Source organism: Hymenobacter crusticola (assembly GCF_002154225.1).
GTDB classification, from domain to species: Bacteria; Bacteroidota; Bacteroidia; order Cytophagales; family Hymenobacteraceae; genus Hymenobacter; species Hymenobacter crusticola.
The window spans coordinates 514,726-532,110 of record NZ_MTSE01000002.1 but is presented as its reverse complement, the minus strand read 5'-3'; the positions used below and the strand labels follow the sequence as shown (position 1 = coordinate 532,110).

General features: G+C 51.5%; 16 protein-coding genes. 8 read left to right on the top strand and 8 right to left on the bottom strand.

Going from position 1 to position 17,385, the window contains the following annotated elements:
* Positions 1-75: 75 nt before the first annotated feature.
* The 4 genes from BXP70_RS05525 to BXP70_RS05510 form a co-directional block, all read right to left on the bottom strand.
* Positions 76-624: a hypothetical protein gene (locus BXP70_RS05525; RefSeq protein WP_086593018.1), complete on the bottom strand. Its 549-nt coding sequence runs from the start codon at positions 622-624 to the stop codon at positions 76-78.
* A gap of 28 nt (positions 625-652) precedes the next feature.
* Positions 653-2,281, bottom strand: a complete 1,629-nt coding sequence (locus BXP70_RS05520; protein WP_086593017.1) for an acyl-CoA carboxylase subunit beta — start codon at positions 2,279-2,281, stop codon at positions 653-655.
* 148 nt (positions 2,282-2,429) lie between these two features.
* Complete coding sequence (locus BXP70_RS05515) at positions 2,430-3,470, bottom strand: MlaD family protein (RefSeq protein ID WP_086593016.1); 1,041 nt, start codon at positions 3,468-3,470, stop codon at positions 2,430-2,432.
* Between the two features lie 70 nt (positions 3,471-3,540).
* Positions 3,541-4,347 carry an N-acetylmuramoyl-L-alanine amidase family protein gene (locus tag BXP70_RS05510; RefSeq protein ID WP_394334980.1) on the bottom strand — a complete coding sequence of 269 codons (807 nt, stop codon included), beginning with the start codon at positions 4,345-4,347 and terminating at the stop codon, positions 3,541-3,543.
* Positions 4,348-4,459: 112 nt separating this feature from the next.
* On the opposite strand from BXP70_RS05510, the gene BXP70_RS05505 reads away from it, so the two are divergent.
* The 4 genes from BXP70_RS05505 (at position 4,460) to BXP70_RS05490 (ending at position 10,101) form a co-directional block, all read left to right on the top strand.
* Entirely contained in the window at positions 4,460-7,303 is a 2,844-nt protein-coding gene (locus BXP70_RS05505) for a putative LPS assembly protein LptD (protein WP_143436377.1), read from the top strand.
* 144 nt (positions 7,304-7,447) lie between these two features.
* Positions 7,448-8,263: a 3-methyl-2-oxobutanoate hydroxymethyltransferase gene (gene panB, locus BXP70_RS05500; protein WP_086593013.1), complete on the top strand. Its 816-nt coding sequence runs from the start codon at positions 7,448-7,450 to the stop codon at positions 8,261-8,263.
* Between the two features lie 151 nt (positions 8,264-8,414).
* Entirely contained in the window at positions 8,415-9,125 is a 711-nt protein-coding gene (locus BXP70_RS05495) for an RluA family pseudouridine synthase (protein ID WP_086593012.1), read from the top strand.
* A gap of 220 nt (positions 9,126-9,345) precedes the next feature.
* Positions 9,346-10,101 (top strand): acyl-CoA desaturase, encoded by a 756-nt coding sequence (locus tag BXP70_RS05490; protein WP_086593011.1) that lies wholly within the window; start codon positions 9,346-9,348, stop codon positions 10,099-10,101.
* Between the two features lie 179 nt (positions 10,102-10,280).
* On the opposite strand, the gene BXP70_RS05485 is transcribed toward BXP70_RS05490, so the two are convergent.
* From BXP70_RS05485 to BXP70_RS05475, 3 genes are read right to left on the bottom strand one after another with little or no spacing between them, the layout of a single operon-like run.
* Positions 10,281-11,273, bottom strand: coding sequence for a Hint domain-containing protein (locus BXP70_RS05485; protein ID WP_086593010.1), 993 nt, complete (start codon positions 11,271-11,273; stop codon positions 10,281-10,283).
* Between the two features lie 31 nt (positions 11,274-11,304).
* Entirely contained in the window at positions 11,305-12,477 is a 1,173-nt protein-coding gene (locus tag BXP70_RS05480) for a pyridoxal phosphate-dependent aminotransferase (protein WP_245849512.1), read from the bottom strand.
* A gap of 35 nt (positions 12,478-12,512) precedes the next feature.
* Entirely contained in the window at positions 12,513-14,102 is a 1,590-nt protein-coding gene (locus BXP70_RS05475) for a flavin monoamine oxidase family protein (RefSeq protein WP_317044455.1), read from the bottom strand.
* A gap of 277 nt (positions 14,103-14,379) precedes the next feature.
* Between BXP70_RS05475 and BXP70_RS05470 the strand changes: the two genes are divergently transcribed.
* The 4 genes from BXP70_RS05470 to rplS all read left to right on the top strand — a co-directional run bounded on the left by BXP70_RS05470 (position 14,380) and on the right by rplS (position 16,852).
* A complete protein-coding gene (locus tag BXP70_RS05470; RefSeq protein WP_086593008.1) occupies positions 14,380-14,907 on the top strand; it encodes a 30S ribosomal protein S16 in 528 nt (175 codons plus the stop codon).
* Positions 14,908-15,007: 100 nt separating this feature from the next.
* A complete protein-coding gene (gene rimM / locus BXP70_RS05465) occupies positions 15,008-15,580 on the top strand; it encodes a ribosome maturation factor RimM (protein WP_086593007.1) in 573 nt (190 codons plus the stop codon).
* A gap of 65 nt (positions 15,581-15,645) precedes the next feature.
* Complete coding sequence (trmD, locus tag BXP70_RS05460) at positions 15,646-16,326, top strand: tRNA (guanosine(37)-N1)-methyltransferase TrmD (protein WP_086593006.1); 681 nt, start codon at positions 15,646-15,648, stop codon at positions 16,324-16,326.
* Between the two features lie 169 nt (positions 16,327-16,495).
* Complete coding sequence (rplS, locus tag BXP70_RS05455) at positions 16,496-16,852, top strand: 50S ribosomal protein L19 (RefSeq protein ID WP_086593005.1); 357 nt, start codon at positions 16,496-16,498, stop codon at positions 16,850-16,852.
* Positions 16,853-16,940: 88 nt separating this feature from the next.
* On the opposite strand, the gene BXP70_RS05450 is transcribed toward rplS, so the two are convergent.
* Positions 16,941-17,357, bottom strand: coding sequence for a hypothetical protein (locus BXP70_RS05450; RefSeq protein WP_086593004.1), 417 nt, complete (start codon positions 17,355-17,357; stop codon positions 16,941-16,943).
* Positions 17,358-17,385: the final 28 nt, after the last annotated feature.

Below are 17,385 nucleotides of genomic sequence, written 5' to 3'. Positions count from 1 at the left end.
CGTGGTATCGTTCACGCACTTGGAACAGGTTGGAATTACTAAAAGTTAGGTAAAGGATCTATAGCACGTTTGGATTCACTCCATCGATTCTTGCTCCAACCACTTAACAAAGTGTACTATCCCACGCTCATCAACTGTTACTTCAGCATTTTCGCAGATATCAGAATCAGGTATGCACAACGAGGCTTCGAAAATGAACATGTGGTTACGACAACCTCTATAAAAGACATTGTTCCACGCATACGGTTCGCTATACCTGGTACGACCTAGGGTTTGCTTGTCCAAAATACATTTGAATAACAGTTGACCATTTTTCCAATCCTTTAGTTCGGTTTGCCAGTTATGTGCAGCAAACATGGATACTGTGTCGAGCACCGCATTATCATTCAGGCTATATGTTGTCCATTGCAATCTGTACTCATTTTCGAACTGAATAGTAGTATCCTCAATGCTGACCTTATAATCAGGAGGCCAACGCTCGATTTGTAAAGCGTGATTTTCAGCCTTTGTTAAAGGTACTTTAGCTGCTGATAGAGTCTTTTCCGAAACTGGATGAGAGTGACAACTGAAGCTACCTATAAGTAGCAATAACACACTTAGATTTGCGAGGAAGCGGCTAGCCATTCGAGTAAATAGGTACCATTACTATCTCCTACACCTGAATCACGCCCACATTAAACGTCTTTTCAATTGGGGCATGATTTGCCATGGCAATGCCCTCCGAAATCACCTTGCGAGTTTCCAGCGGGTCAATGATAGCATCGACCCACAACCTAGCAGCGGCGTAGTAGGGCGAAAGTTGCTCTTCGTAGCGCGCCTTGATTTTATCCAGAAGTTCCTTCTCCGCTTCCGGCGTGATGGTTTCGCCTTTGGCTTTAAGGCTAGCCACTTGAATTTGCAGGAGCGTGTTGGCCGCAGCGGCGCCGCTCATCACAGCTAGCTGGGCGGTAGGCCACGCCACGATGAGGCGAGGATCATACGCTTTGCCACACATGGCGTAGTTGCCGGCACCGTAGCTATTACCAATGATTACCGTGAACTTTGGTACTACGCTGTTGCTCATAGCGTTTACCATCTTCGCCCCGTCTTTGATAATACCGCCCTGCTCGCTTTGCGAGCCCACCATAAAGCCCGACACGTCGTGCAGAAACACCAGCGGGATGCGCTTTTGGTTACAGTTCATAATGAAGCGCGCCGCTTTATCGGCTGAGTCGGAGTAGATGACGCCGCCCATCTGCATGGCACCTTTCTTCGTCTTCACGATTTTGCGCTGGTTGGCTACGATACCCACGGCCCAGCCGTCAATACGGGCTAGGCCACAGATGAGCGTCTGGCCGTAGAGGTCTTTGTACGGCTCAAACTCGGAGTTGTCGACCAAGCGGTGGACGATATCCATCATATCATAGGGCTTGGCCCGGTCAGTGGGCAGCAGGCCGTAGATTTCCTGTTCTTTTTCGGCGGGTGGTGCGGCCGCCTTGCGCGAGAAGCCAGCCGACGGTTGGGCACCTAGCTTGTCAAAAATGTTGCGAATGTGGTCAAGGCACTCCTCATCGTTTTTGAACTTGTAGTCCGTTACGCCTGAGATTTCTGAGTGCGTGGTGGCGCCTCCTAGGGTTTCATTATCAATGCTTTCGCCGATAGCTGACTTCACCAAATAGGAGCCGGCCAAGAACACTGAGCCTGTTCCATCTACAATCATGGCCTCGTCGCTCATGATGGGCAAGTAAGCTCCGCCCGCCACGCACGGGCCCATAATGGCCGCCAGTTGCACGATACCTAGGCTGCTCATCACGGCATTGTTGCGGAAAATGCGGCCGAAATGCTCCTTATCCGGAAAAATCTCGTCCTGCATGGGTAGGTACACGCCCGCCGAATCGACGAGGTAGATAATAGGCAGCTTATTTTCGATGCTGATTTCCTGGGCACGCAGGTTTTTCTTGGCCGTAATTGGAAACCAAGCGCCGGCCTTTACAGTGGCGTCGTTGGCTACTACTACGCACTGCCGACCTTGCACGTACCCCACCACTACGACTACGCCGCCGCTTGGGCAGCCGCCTTCTTCAGCGTACATACCCTCGCCAGCAAAAGCGCCCACTTCGATGCCTTCGGCGCCCTTATCAAGCAGGTATTCAATTCGCTCGCGAGCAGTGAGCTTGCCTTTGGCTTTGTGAGCAGCAATACGTTTTTCGCCGCCACCTAGCTTTACTTTCTCTAGGCGGTGGCGTAGCTGATAGGTCAGCTGCTTTAGTTGATCTTCGTTTTTGTTGAACTCAAGGTCCATAGTGTAACTGAGTGGCTGAGAGGTTGAGCAAATCATTGAACAACATCATTCAGCTGCTCAATTACTCAGCCTCTCACGGGTGGGTGGAAAGCAAAAAATCCGCCCGAAGGCGGATTTTAAAGGTAGGAGTTCTGCGGATAATGCCGAACTAGTCTTTCTTGACTGTATCACCAGACAACGACGTTTGGGAAGTTGTCTGAACGTTCTTCGTCTTCGTTTCAATTTCGCCGTTTGGCTTCTTGGTAGTTTCCTTTTTGGTCTTGTCTTTACCACCCCCGAAAGTAATCAGCGAGAAGTGCACATAGCGCTTAGGGTTTGCCTTTAAGTCAACAAGCAAGTCGTTAGAGCTGGCTGCCGTGTTGCTAAGATTATTGTAAAGCGAGTCATCGTTGATGAGTTTGCCAAGCGACCCATCAGTGCTGGTGAGCGTCTTGTTTAGGGTAGTCATCGCACTTTGTGCTTCTCCCACGGCCACATTCATACGGCGCAGCGCCGGCCCGATAGGAGCCGATTTCAGCGAATCCGTTAATTGGCTGAAGTTGGCAGCAATGCGGTCAAACTTTTTGCTCGTAACAGCTAGATCGCCGCTTAAGCGTGCCATGTTCGTCGTAATCTGATTGATATTGCGCTGGTTCATGAGCAGCAGGTTCTTGAGCGCTTCAGTAGAGCCTTGTGCGTTTAACAAGGTCTGCTGGATGCTTACTTTGGCATCTTTGCTCAAGAAGCCATTTACCTTTAGCAGAGTCGAGTCGACGGTACCTAGCACAGGCAACGCCTTGGCTTGGAAAGCATCGGTGATGCTAGCCACGGTGTACGACTTCAATTCTTGACCACCATCGTAGATTTTGGAATTTTTTCCTAGAAACAACGTGATGGTTTTGCTGCCAAGTAATGAGCCTGACAAGCTAGCTACTGTAGAGTCACCGACGACCACTTCCTTCCCTAGCTCCACGGATACTTTCACGCGGTTCATTTCCTGGGGCAATAGCTGCATTTCCTTTACCTGCCCTATCTTGATACCGTTCAGGATAACAGGGTTGCCCACTGCCAATCCATCCACATTATCATATTTGGCATAGTACGTCTTGTTGGAAGACAGCACGTTGCTTCCCTTCAGGAAAGTAAATCCGAGGTATAAAGCCACTAAGGCTACAATGGCCAGTAAGGCAACTTTTATTTCTTTCGACACAACAGGGCGGAGGAAGAGGTTGAGTTTTGACTAACACGTACTTACGAGCAACGGAGTGTACGGAACTGTACTACTCTTCGTTCATGGCTTCCAGCTCATTTTTGTATTCCCGGAAGGCGCGATAAATACCCGAAGCCATATACGTTTGTCCGGCTTTATCGTTGAGGTAGTTCTCCTCCGTGCGGTTTGTCAGGAAGCCGGCTTCAATTAATACCGAAGGCATCGTTGACTTCCAGAGCACCAAAAAGCCAGCTTGCTTCACGCCACGCGAAGCCCGACCTATCTTTGTACGAAACTGTTGATCAACACGTTGGGCAAAACGTAAACTATTTTGTACGTGCGCACTTTGATAAAGCGAAAATAGGATATGACTCTGCGGCGAGTTCGGATCGAAGCCGTTGTAGCGTTCCTTATAATTGTCTTCCTGTAAAATAACGGCGTTCTCTCGCTTCGCCACAGATAGGTTGGCCGCAGTTTTGGCCGTACCCATGGTCCAAACTTCGGTGCCGTGCGCCACGGAAGGGCCGGAGTTGCAGTGCACCGAGATAAACAGGTCGGCATTATGTCGGTTGGCGATGCCTGCCCGGTCGGCTAGCTCAACAAACACGTTGGTTTTTCGGGTGTAAATCACCTTTACATCGGGGATGTTTTCCTCGATCATATGGCCGACCTCCAGCGCAATTTTCAGCGCTACATCGGCCTCGCGGGCACTTACGCCCGCGCAGCCTCGGTCTTTGCCGCCGTGGCCCGCATCGAGCACAACCGTACGCAGATGATACCTAGCCCGCGGTACGCCTGGGGTGCCAGGTGCCACGGCCCTTGATGGCCCAGCGAAAAATAATAGGCCGAAAACACAAAGAGCGACAATATTCCGCACAGAGTTCGTTAGTTGGGGTAGCTACCCGCTACCTTTGCAAACCGCCACAAAACTAAACGAATAAAACTACGTGGCCTTGTCCGCGCTGTTCAGCCTCTCCACTTTTCGCTACTTGCCCCACGCGCTTCGGCTTGCTACGCTGCTGCCGGTGCTACTGGTCTGGCTTGGTCTGCCTTTCGCTGCGCATGGCCAGCAACGTCCACAGAAGGCCAAAGTGCCGACCACGGTGCCCCGCCTAGGTCCGGATGGGCGCGCAGGCATTCCGTTACCCAACAACGACACTACTCGCGTCCGTACTGTTGTCGTAGCCGACACGGCGCGCACGGCCGATTCGCTCCGGGTAACGCCGCGCAAAGGCGCTCTGGAAACGACCGTGAAGTATGTTGCCAAAGACTCCATCCGGTTTGAGGTGCAGAGCAAGAAAGCTTACCTCTACAACAAAGCCGATGTTAACTACGGCAAAATGGAGCTCAAGGCCGACATGATTACTGTAGACTACGGCACCAACGTCGTCAAGGCGGAAGGCGTAGCTGACTCGACAGGAAAAGTAAAGGGCAAGCCGGTGTTCAACAATGAAGGCGGTATTTACTCAGCTGGCGTTATCAATTACAACTTTAAAACAAAGAAGGGTAAGATTGCGGAGGCCGTCACCAACGAAGGAGAAGGCTACATTCACGCGGAAACTATCAAGAAGAACGCGCTGAACGAAATGTACGGCCGCAATGGGCGCTACACCACCTGCAACCTAGAGCACCCGCACTTCTACATCAACGCGACCAAGATGAAGGTGATTCCGGGCGAGAAAGTCGTGACTGGACCTTTCAACTTGGTAATCGGCGACATTCCAACGCCCCTAGGTTTCCTGTTCGGTTACTTCCCGATGACGAGCAGTCACAGCCGTGCATCCGGTATTATCATCCCCACCTTCGGCTCGACCACCGACCGCGGTTTCTTCCTGCGCAATGGCGGCTACTATTGGGCCGCCAATGACTATATCGGCGTGCGCTTAACGGGCGACATCTATTCAGGCAATGCGCAGTCATTTGGTGGGTTCGGCCTGACGGGCGAGATGCAGTACATCAAACGCTACGCCTACAACGGGCGCTTGAGCTTGCAGTACAGCCAGCGCCCGCCCAACCAAATTCTGTCGTCAACCACCGCATCAACGGATGCCGAGTACCGCAAGCCCCGCTCCCCCAAAACTATTTGGATCAACTGGAGTCATTCACCTGTGCAGAAGCCAGGCGGCGGCCGCTTCTCCGCCAGCGTACAGGCCGGTAGCAACGATTATAATACCCAGAACGCGTTTGATGCGCGGCGGTACCTCACGCCAGCTTTTAGCTCCACGGTTAGCTATCAAAAGCAGATTCGGAACTCGCCCATCAACTACGCTATCAACATGTCACAGAGCCAGAACACCACTACCGGCTCTATGACGTTTGTGCTACCGGACATCACGGTAGGTGTTGCCCGTCAATATCCGTACGAGTGGCTCGGCATCACACCGCGCGGCCGCTTTTACGAGCAATTTTCCATTGCTTACACAGGCAATGCAAAAAACAACATCTCCAATTACGAAGCGCCACGGTCTCTGAACAGCCTTCCGCTTATTGGTGGCACAACGACAGGGCGATACATTCCTTTTGATCTTTCAAACCTAGGTACCATCCTGCGTAATTCTCAATCGGGCGTTCAGCACCAATTTCAAATCTCGCTCGGCAGCTACACGGTTCTCAAGCACCTAAGCTTCACACCCAACGTCAACTACAGCAGCACCTGGTACAATAAGCGGCTCGAGTACAGCTACGTGGAAGCAGCCCGTGCTATACGCGTTGATACCATCCGCAAATTTAGCCCAATCAGTAATTTCTCGGCTGGCGCTAGTTTAGGAACCACCATTTATGGTATCCTACCCATTAAAGGCAAGAAGATAGAAGCCATTCGGCACAAGATTACCCCTAGCCTAACCTATAGCTTCTCGCCTGATGTTTATAAGAACGGCAATTACTACAATACGGATGTACTGCTGGATTACTATCGTGCTTTAGGATCTCAGCAGATCACAAATCCTACCAGTGCTAGCTATGCCATTTCCAACTATAATGGGTTTGCCTTTGGACAACCAGGTGGCGCTAGGGTATCTCAAATTAGTTTCAGCCTGCAAAACTCGCTGGAGATGAAAGTTCGCGATACACAGGACACAACTGGTACTACTCCTTTCAAAAAGGTAAGCTTACTTGACGGTCTCGACTTTGGCACCGGGTACAATTTTGCAGCTGATTCTTTAAATTTAGCCCCGCTGTCTGCAGTGTTCCGCACGCAGGTTGCCCGCAAGCTCAACATTAATATCAACGGCACTTTTGAGTTTTATCAACGTGACTCAAGCGGCACCCTTATCAACCGTTACTTGTTCGAGCAGCGTCGTATAGCCCGCTTATCGTCGGCCAGCATTCAGCTCTCCTACCAATTTAACCCTGCAGCTAAGCCCAAGAAGAAGTCGAACGTGGCGCGGGAAGTGGCTCCTACCAACGACCCCGTGCTCGGTGCTCCGCAACAGGCTGACCCATACGAAGACTACGTGGACTTCGAGATTCCTTGGGAGTTGAGTACGTCGTTTGGGGCTTCTTATACCGATCCGGGTCCCCGTGCGAGCCGGCTCACGGTGCTCAACCGCTACTTGCGTCCATTGCCTGTTACTGTAGCGGCTCTCAATGTGAGCGGCTCCGTGAAGCTTACCGAGAATTTTCGTCTGGGTTACAGCACCGGCTATGACTTCAAGAACAAGAACGTTACGTTCACGTCTCTGGATTTCTACCGCGACTTGCACTGCTGGCAGATCAGCGGCAACTGGCGCCCCTTTGGCTATACCCGTGGCTACAACGTGACCATTGCGGCAAAGTCGAGCTTGCTGCAAGATTTGAAACTTAACCGCAATCGCAGCTTCTTGAACCGGTAAGCACTTGGGAACCCAGGTTTCTTGCGCCGCACAGCGGGCAAAGAACACAGGTGGGAGTGTTTGCTAGAAATTCGCCAGTTTTGGCCGCCGATTTCTGGCATCTTTCACGAATCAACGTTCCCAAGACCTTAAGCCCCTATTACCATGTCGCAGCACAAAGAAGTTAAGCTCGTGACCACGCACCAATTGCTGGCCATGAAGCAGCGCGGCGAAAAGATTTCAATGCTCACGGCCTACGACTTTTCGATGGCCACCATCTTAGACGGCGCTGGCCTCGACGTGCTGCTCGTAGGCGACTCGGCTTCCAACGTGATGGCGGGCCACGAAACCACGCTTCCCATCACGCTGGATCAGATGATCTATCACGCCTCTTCCGTTATTCGGGGCGTAAAACGAGCTTTTGTAGTGGTCGATTTGCCGTTTGGTTCTTACCAAGGCAATTCATCGGAAGCCCTGCGTTCTGCCATTCGCATCATGAAAGAATCGGGCGCGCATGGCATCAAGTTGGAGGGCGGTGCCGAGATCAAAGAATCTATCACGCGCATTCTCACGGCGGGCATTCCGGTGATGGGGCACCTAGGTCTTACACCGCAGAGTATTTATAAATTTGGCACGTACAGCGTACGGGCAAAGGAAGAAGCCGAAGCACAGAAGCTTATCGAAGATGCCAAGCTGCTGCAAGAGCTCGGGTGCTTCGCCCTTGTGCTAGAAAAAATTCCGTCGACCTTAGCCAAACAAGTAACCGAAGCACTATCTATTCCCGTAATTGGGATTGGTGCTGGGCCCGACGTCGATGGCCAAGTCCTGGTTGTACATGACATGCTAGGCATCAACAAAGAGTTCAAGCCGCGTTTCTTGCGTCGGTACGCCGACTTGCATGAAATTATGAGCGAGGCCGTGCGGCATTACGTGCAAGACGTAAAAAGTCGGGATTTCCCGAGCCAACAAGAAGCCTACTAGGTCATTTGCCAGTTATTAGTTAAGAATCATCAAGTAGCGGCCAAGGTTTGATACTGTGCTCAGCGAGCAAGTACTCGCCCACTAGTCCAATCTGGCCTTGATCTTCTGTTGACTGATGATTGGTAGATGTTAATTGTTAACTGATTTACTGGTGAACCGTCCCAATTTGTGGTCTGAGCAGAAAGAGATTCTGTTTGAAGACAATCATTTACTTATTATCAATAAGCCAGCAGGCTTGCTCGTACAAGGCGACGAAACCGGTGACGAACCGCTGTCTACCAAAGCGGCTGAGTACTTGCGCTTCAAATACAAGAAGCCAGGTGCTGCCTTCATTGGCGTAGCTCACCGCCTCGACCGCCCCGTGAGCGGAGTAGTGGCCATGGCCAAAACCAGCAAAGCGCTGAGTCGCCTAAACGAAATGTTTCGTGACAACACGGTGCATAAAACTTATTGGGCATTGGTAGGCAAGCGCCCTGAGCCAGAGGAAGGGCACCTCGTGCATTGGTTGGTAAAGGATCCTATCCGGAACGTTACCAAGGCCTATTCACAGCCGCACCCGCAAGGCTTGCGCTCCGAGCTAGACTATCAGATGCTGGGGCAAGCAGGCAATCGCCACCTTATCGAGGTGAAACCCATAACCGGTCGGCCGCATCAAATTCGGGTGCAGCTTTCTACGGGGCTAGGTACACCTATTGTGGGCGATGTGAAATACGGCTTTTTGGCGCCCCTACCCGATGTGAGCATTGCTTTGCACGCGCGGCGCCTAGAGTTGCAACACCCCGTGACGAAGGAACAAATGAAGTTTGAAGCTCCCGTGCCCGATATGTCGCACTGGGAGGCAGCTCGTGAGCTATATACCTAGCTTTTCTGACTAACCTAGGTGCTTACAGCAGCGTCATAGGCGTCGATAGCACTTTATCGAAGTGAGAGCTGAATAAGATTTTGGTCTTTTTGTTCTGCATATTGAACACGCGCAGCCCTGGCCGTAGGTTTGTGAAGAGAATGTGAACTTCTCTGGTCTTATTTGGCTTTAGCGGGCACGCCCTTGTTGCCCTTGTATGCGTCCCTAACTTTTTTGGCCCATGCCCATACTGTTTTTCTTCATTGCTCACTATTACCTCTCGCTGTTCACGCAGACCTTCTATCTGCACCGCTACGCAGCCCACAAGATGTTCACGATGAACAAGTTTTGGGAGAAATTCTTCTTCCTGTTCACGTACATCTGCCAAGGGTCGTCGTTCTTGTCGCCACGGGCCTACGCGTTGCTGCACCGCATGCACCACGCCTATTCCGACACAGAGCTTGACCCCCACTCGCCGTTGTTCTCGTCGAACGCTTTCACCATGATGTGGAAGACGAAGAACATCTACAACGACGTGCTGAACCATAAATATGAGCTAGCTGAGCGCTTTGAAGGAGACTATCCGGAATGGAATTTCATTGAGAACCTAGGAGACAAATGGTATTCGCGCCTTGGCTGGGGCACCGCGTACGTGCTATTCTACATCAACTTTGCTACGGCGTGGTGGATGTACCTGCTGTTGCCCATTCACTTCCTAATGGGCCCGCTGCACGGTGCTATCGTTAACTGGGGCGGGCACAAATACGGCTACCAGAACTTCGACAACCACGACCACTCTAAGAACACATTGGCGCTGGACTTCCTAGCTTTCGGTGAGCTGTTTCAAAACAACCACCACAAACTTCCCATGCGCGTCAACTTCGGCGTGAAGTGGTGGGAGTTTGACCCAACCTACATGTTCATTTGGTCGATGGATAAAGTAGGTATCGTTAAAATTAAGCGCAAAGAAAAAGCGGTAGCGCGCATGGCTGCGTAGCTTACCTAGCTTTTACATCATAATGAAAAGGCGGCTCCTATGTAGGAGCCGCCTTTTCATTTACACTTACCAAGCTCAGCCTGCTGCAGTATCTCTATTGTAATATTATAACCTCAGGCACTAGGGTTGACTACAGCGGTAGAGATATTTCGACAAGCTCAGCATAACTAGCGTGCTTACTATTTCTGCATCACCATTACTCCATTCATTAGAAATGTGGTGCCTTCTGCGGCTACCATGTTGTACACTTTCTGTATACCGCCGGCGTACTCTTTCTTCTGCAGTACCGTGTACGGCTCGTAGGTTTTAGTGACTTTGTTGAGGCAAAGTACCTCCTCGCCTTCCTGAATTTCACCCATTTTCTTTTGACCGTCGCGAGTCATCATGGGGTGGTTCGGGGTGGCTTCCAGCACTTGGCTGGTAAGGTGTACTTCCGTGGCTTTTGCGCTAGCTACTTCACGGGCCGAGACGGTTACTAGGCGTGTAATGGCATAGTTGCTGGCATTGTGTGCGACCAACTCCTTTACGTGCGTGATGGTGGCTTGCTTAGTCTTAGGATCGACTGTTACGACTTGGTCGCCAGGAAGAATATCGCGCAGGAGCTTCTTGCCACCATTCGCCATCGCTACCTCTTGGTCGCCAGGAAAGCAGATATCGTTGCCGTACGTGGCTGACTCTAGCTTCAGGTCTTTGCCCTGGTTGATGTTCTTGTACTGCTGATAGCTCATCTCTTTCGACAGCACATAGGAGAGCTTCAACACGAAGTTTTTCTCTTCCTTGTCGATGGCATGAATGTCTTCGAAGTACTGCTCCCACACTTTGCCATCAGCCGTGAAATCGGGTACTAATGCTTGGTAGCGTTTACCTTTTTCATTGGTATAAAACACTAATAGACCTAGCTCTTGCATGCCGTCTTTGGCAATGAGCTTATACAAGTCCATGCGCTTTTTCAGGCCATCATCACCAGTGATGAAATACGGCTTGCGCATCTCATACCGGTCGAGGATGTACGCATTTTCAAACTTGACATAGGTTTCTGTATCCGGGTCTTTGATTTGAAAAGCTTTGGCCTTCTTGTACTCATCGAGCGTGAGCGGGCGCGGATTAGTCTGTGCTTGCAAAGCGCCTGCACTGAGCAGCGAGAAAGCTAGGATTAGTATGCGTTTGTGCATGGTTGTGCGTAATATGATCGGGTACTAAAAGCTAGGATAGTTGCTTGAAAGCATCGGCAAAGGCTTGCATCTCGTCCATGCGGCCGATGCTCACGCGGCACCATTCCTGGTTGTTGAACTTCCAGTTGCGGATGCCCACGCCGCGCCGCGCCATCTCCTCCACGAAGCGCTTGCCTTCCATTTTCAGCGGGAACATCACGAAGTTGGTAGAAGATGGAATGTACTCGTAGCCTTCCTTCTTGAGCGTCTCGTACAGAAACTGCTTGGAAGCTAAGGTCTTCTGCAACGTTTCCTTTATGAATGCCTGGTCCTGGTAAGTAGCCAAGGCTCCGTGGATAGCTGGTGCCGAAATGCTCATGCCACCTACGGTGTATTTGCTTAGTAGCTTGATCGTTTCGGGCTGAGCCACAATGTAGCCCACACGCAGGCCAGCAAAGCCATATAGCTTCGAGAAGGTGCGCGCCACAATGACGTTTTGCCCTTTCTTCACGGCATCTATCATGGTGGTGGTCTGCGGATCGGGCACGTAGTCGATGTAAGCCTCGTCGATGAAGATGGGTACTTTCTTCGATACCCGCTCACAGAAGGCTTTCAGCTTAGCCGTATCGAGCATGGTGCCAGTTGGATTATTGGGGTTGCACAAGTACATCAGCGCAGTGCCAGTGCCGACCTTCTTTTCCATCCCATCGAGGTCTAGCTTGTAGTCTTTCGTGAGCGGCACTTCCACGATGGTCGCATTCAGGTCTTTCGCGCTGTCGGGCAGGTCGCGGTACGATGGGTCGCCGGTGATGATGGCACCACCTTTTTGGGCGTAGTAAATGGCCGTGGCTTGCAACAGCGGACTAGAGCCGGCGTCTACCATGATATGTTCAGGCGTCAGACCTTCGTGCTCAGCAATCTTCTTTACCAATTCCCGCGTGTACATAAAAGGGTACTGGTAACTCGTCGACATGGCTTCCACCATCGCCTGCTTCGCTTTCTCCGAAGGCCCAAAAGGGTTTTCGTTTGCCAGCAGGCGAGCCTTCATTTCTGGCGGACCAGCTAATGCAGCGGCTTCGTCGGTTAAGGGCACACCCAGGTCAAACGCAGGAGCAGCCGAACGATTGGCTGCCAGCGCCGAAAGCCCTGAGGGCAGAAAGGCTAGACCGCCGGCTAGCAGTGCACTCGACTTTAGCCAGTTACGCCGATTCATAGAAGTTTCCATGGTAGTTGGAGTTAGAAAGTTGTCATGCTGGAATGTTAGTTGCTGCCCACGCTGGGGTAGCTCAACCGCTGCTCACTCAAGCGGCCATGCACTGAGGCCACCACACTGCGTGCCGACTCGAAGGCGCCTGCCATCCATGCGGTGAGGTACGTGGTATGTTCCCCGGCGAAATACACGTTCTTCTCTGGTTTCAGCAGTGCTGCATAGTGCGTTTTACGCTCGTCGGAGTTGTACAAAGCCCAGCCACCTAGGCTATGAGGTAGCTTGTGCCAACTCACCGAAAAGGACTGCTCGAACTCCTTGGGGTATTGCGGGTGAATAAGCTGACCTTTTTGCAGCGCTAGCTTTTCCCGCTCCTGGTAGGTAAGCTCCCCCACCTTCTTGGCCTTCTCGTTAAAGTTATAGTAGCCAATGAGGATGCCCTTCTTGCCTAGGTAATCATAAGAAGGATAGAAAATCTGGGTCAGATCGTTGTTGGTGTGCGTGATGCCACCGAAGATTTGTTCGTCCTCTTCCCAAAAGCGACGCTTAAACTGTAGCCCAATCTTGCCCGTTTGGATGTAGGGCACGAAATCGATAGCGCGGCTTACATCCGACGAGAAGTTGTGATTGACGTTACCGAGTACCGGCAACGGCAGCGTGCAGATGCACAAATCACCCGTTAGCTCGTGCGTGCCTTTCTGGTCTTTGTAGGTGATCTTCACCCCTTCCGTTTGGTTCTGAATGGCCGTTACTTCGGCACCTAGCTTTAGGTTTCCAACCACTCTCTTCTCCAGCGCCTTCGCAATTTGATCCATGCCGCCGACGGCCTGGAACATGGTCATTTGAAGTTCGTAGGTATACTCCGCTACGTTGTAGAAATCGGGGTCAAGCAAGCCTGACTGAATAATTTCCGCCAGCCTCAGCGGGTCACCTAGCTTACCGGCATGGGTGCCCGCCCCTGGCGCTTCCATGTAGCCCCGACGGGCAGAAGCTTTGTAGAGCTTATCAACATCTAATCCTCCTTCAGCTCTCAGGTATTCAATTACTTTGGCGGCATCCTCTTGGGTCAGCCCCGTGTCGAGCTTGCGTTGGTCAACGGCTTTGGCGAGTAGCTCGCTCATGTAACCCCGCATATCGTTGTGCACTTCGCGGGCGCGTACTTTCTTGTTAGATAAAGGCCCTTTGCCTTCCGCGTAATAGTAAGTGCTCTCGTTGACGTTGTTGTATACTTCCAGTGGCACCCCTAGCTCCCGGCAGTAGTGCATCGTGAGTTGATGGTGGTGTGGAATGCGCGAAGGGCCAGCATTGAAGTACAATCCGTTATCGAAGCGGGCCGTTTGCTGTGGATTGTTGGTTTCGGCGGCCGTGGCGCCATTGCGAATGCTCCAACATCGTCCGCCGGTGCGGGTGCGGGCTTCGAGTACGGTACACTGGTAGCCTAGCTTAGTCAACTCGTACGCCGACGTCATGCCAGCTAGCCCAGCACCTAGGATGATGATGTGTTTCCCCTTGCCGCTTCCCTGCAAGTTAAAGGCGTGGGCTGGTGCAGCAGGCAACAAGTTCAGCGCCAACATAGCCGGATAAGCTCCGGCCCCGATGATGGCGCTCTTGGTTAGAAAATCTCTTCGTGATAAAGCTTTCAAGGTGTAGGAGCATCGATTACATTCAAAAGCTATGAAATCTTATCCTCTATTAAAAATTTATTATTGCAATAAGCCATTTATTAAAACTTTTTCAAATATAATGTCGAATTGCTGCAACCTTTCAAAAATGCAACACTCTGTTTGTCCTTCTATTTTCTGATAGATTCTTCTTGCTGGATAATCGCTGCTGTGTATTAATCTTTTATGATCTTTTCGTACCTTTGCGCCTCACTTTTCAACCAGACGCACGGGATGCGTCGCATAACCAACTAGGTTTATGGCAGTTAAAATTCGCCTTGCCCGCCGTGGCCGCAAAAAAGCCGCGCAATTTGACATCGTAGTAGCCGACGCCCGCGCTCCTCGCGACGGCCGTTTCATCGAGAAACTTGGCACCTACGACCCCAACACCAACCCCGCTTCGATCAACTTTGATGCTGACAAGGCATTCGATTGGATCATGAAGGGCGCTCAGCCTACCGATACGGTTCGTGCAATGTTGTCGTACCGTGGTGTGTTGTACCGCAAGCACCTACAACTAGGTGTTATCAAGGGCGCAATTGGCCAAGACGTTGCTGATCAGCGTTACGCTGACTGGAAAGAGCAGAAAGACGCAAAAATCGAAGGCAAGCGCACAACCCTGGGCACTGCCAAAGAGGAGGCTCGCAAAGCTCAGCTGGCTGCTGAAACCAAGGTAAAAGAAGCTCGCGCCGAGGCTATCCGCCAGAAGCAAGCTGTTGCTGCTGCACCAGCTGCAACGGAAGCTGACGCGACGGAAGCTCCCGCAACTGAGGAAGCTGCTTCCTAGGTTTGTAGTTATTGAGCTGGGGAGTTTAGGAGCAATGCCAACCATAGAAGGCTAGCTCTTAAGCTCCCCAGCTTTTTAATGGCCCTTTACCTTCCCGCACATGACAATTGACGACTGCTATCAGCTTGGTTCTGTGGTGAAACCACATGGTCTTCGTGGCCTTGTAGTTGCTTTTCTGGACGTTGATGATCTGAATGCTTACCGCAAGATGAAGTCGGTGTACTTAGAATTGCCAACGGCACTAGGTAAGCTAACAGAGTTTGCGGTAGAACGCGTGCAGCCGCAGACGACAGACCGCGCCCTGCTCAAGCTCAAAGGCATCGACACGATAGAAGCTGCTGAACCACTACGCAATGCCAATCTGTACCGGCCGCTTGAGGAATTGCCGGAGTTGGAAGAAGATCAATTCTACTTCCACGACGTGATTGGCTATACTGTAGTTGATGAGCAGCTAGGCGAGCTAGGTATCGTAGAAACGTTCTACGAGTTGCCCCAACAAGACGTACTTGCGATGCGCTACCAAGGCCAAGAAGTGCTTATTCCAGTAGTGGATGAGCTAATTTCACGGGCGGATGAACAAACGCGTAAGCTCCACGTCAATTTGCCCGAAGGCCTACTTGATGTGTATCTCAGTCCCGGCTCCTGGGAGCAAGACGAACCCGACGAGCAGTAGTCATTTGCTAAGAACCTAGCTTCTGCCTCCTACGTGCTCAGCCTAAGCTAGCTTGTACCCTTGCCATGCGTATTGATATTGTCACGTGCCAACCGGATCTGCTTACTAGTCCCTTCGCGCACTCCATCGTAAAGAGGGCGCAGGAGAAAGGTTTAGCAGAAATCCATGTGCACGACTTGCGTCAGTTTGCCATCAACAAGCACGGCCAGATTGATGACTACGTGTTTGGGGGTGGTGCAGGCATGGTGTTGCGTGTCGAGCCGATTGCGGCCTGCTTGGACGGTTTACTCGCTGAACGCTCCTACGACGCGGTCATCTATATGACGCCAGACGGGGAGACACTGCGTCAACCCCTTGTCAATCGACTGTCGTTGGCGGGCAACCTCCTCATTCTTTGCGGTCACTACAAAGGAATTGATGAGCGTATCCGGCAGGCGTACATCACGCACGAAATCAGCGTGGGTGACTACGTCTTGAGCGGCGGTGAATTAGGAGCAGCAATTTTGGTTGATGCCGTGGTTCGGTTGCTGCCAGGAGTGCTCGGTAATGAGGAATCTGCCTTGAGCGACTCATTCCAAGACAATCTACTAGCTCCCCCGGTGTACACCCGCCCTGCGGAATGGCGCGGACAGCAAGTCCCCGAGATTCTGCTGTCCGGTAACACACCCAAAATTGAAGTCTGGCGGCATGAACAGGCGCTCGAACGCACCCGTTTGCGGCGACCCGATCTTCTCGGAGAAGAATAACTGAGTGACTGAGTAGCTGAATAATACCCCTATTCGGCTTTCGCAGCTAGCTCTACTATTCAATTACTCGATAATACTTGCATTCACAAAAACAGAGCGCTATATTTGCGCCTCTTTAGCAAAAATCATCTGGGCGGCGGCGCCGTCCTTTTCAAAGTTTTTTCCAGCCATGAGCGTACTACTCGATTTTATCCAGCAGGAATCCCAGGAGCGCCGCGCCAGCTTCCCTGCCTTCGCCGCCGGTGACACAGTTAATGTGCACGTAAAAATTCGCGAAGGTAACAAGGAGCGCATTCAGCAGTTCCAAGGCGTTGTTATTCAGCGTCGGAATCCTAGCACCAACGGCGAAACGTTTACCGTTCGCAAGATTTCAAACCAGATCGGCACCGAGCGTATTTTTCCGCTGTTGTCGCCCAACATCGACAAGATTGAACTGATTCGTCGCGGTAAAGTACGTCGCGCTCGTTTGTTCTATCTGCGTGGCTTGGCTGGCAAAGCTGCCAAGATCAAAGAAAAGCGTGGCTAGGCTATCATAGCCTACTGCAACAAGCACAAAAAAGCCGGCCCTGAAAAGGAGCCGGCTTTTTCTTGTTTAGGCCACTGCCTTTGTTAGCTTAGCTCTTAGAATTTGAGTTTGCTAGATCTTCTTCTGGGCTCGTGCTTGGGCTTTGTACCAGCTTAGCAGCTTTCAGCAAGGCCTCGCCTAGGTTTTCTACGCGTGGCTTCGTGTTGCCTTCTGCAAACACAGCCGATTTAATAGTATTCTCGCCCAGGCGACCTAGCAAGCGTCCGATTACTTTGCCATCCAGCGTACCCGAGCCGAAGTGGGCTTTCAACTCCTGCAGATCTACAATGATCTGATGCAGTTCAGGATTGTTCACATCTTTCAAGTCTTCGATCCAACGCTGAAGCGTATTGTCTAGCCCCGAGCGGGTAGCTTCCTCTTGCAAATCGCTACCTAGGATCTTGGTAGTCCCGTCAAGGTGATTCTGGTGTTGCGTATCGTCCTTAGGTTGTTTATGGAATGACATAGTAGTAAGGGAATGAAGCCGCCTAGGC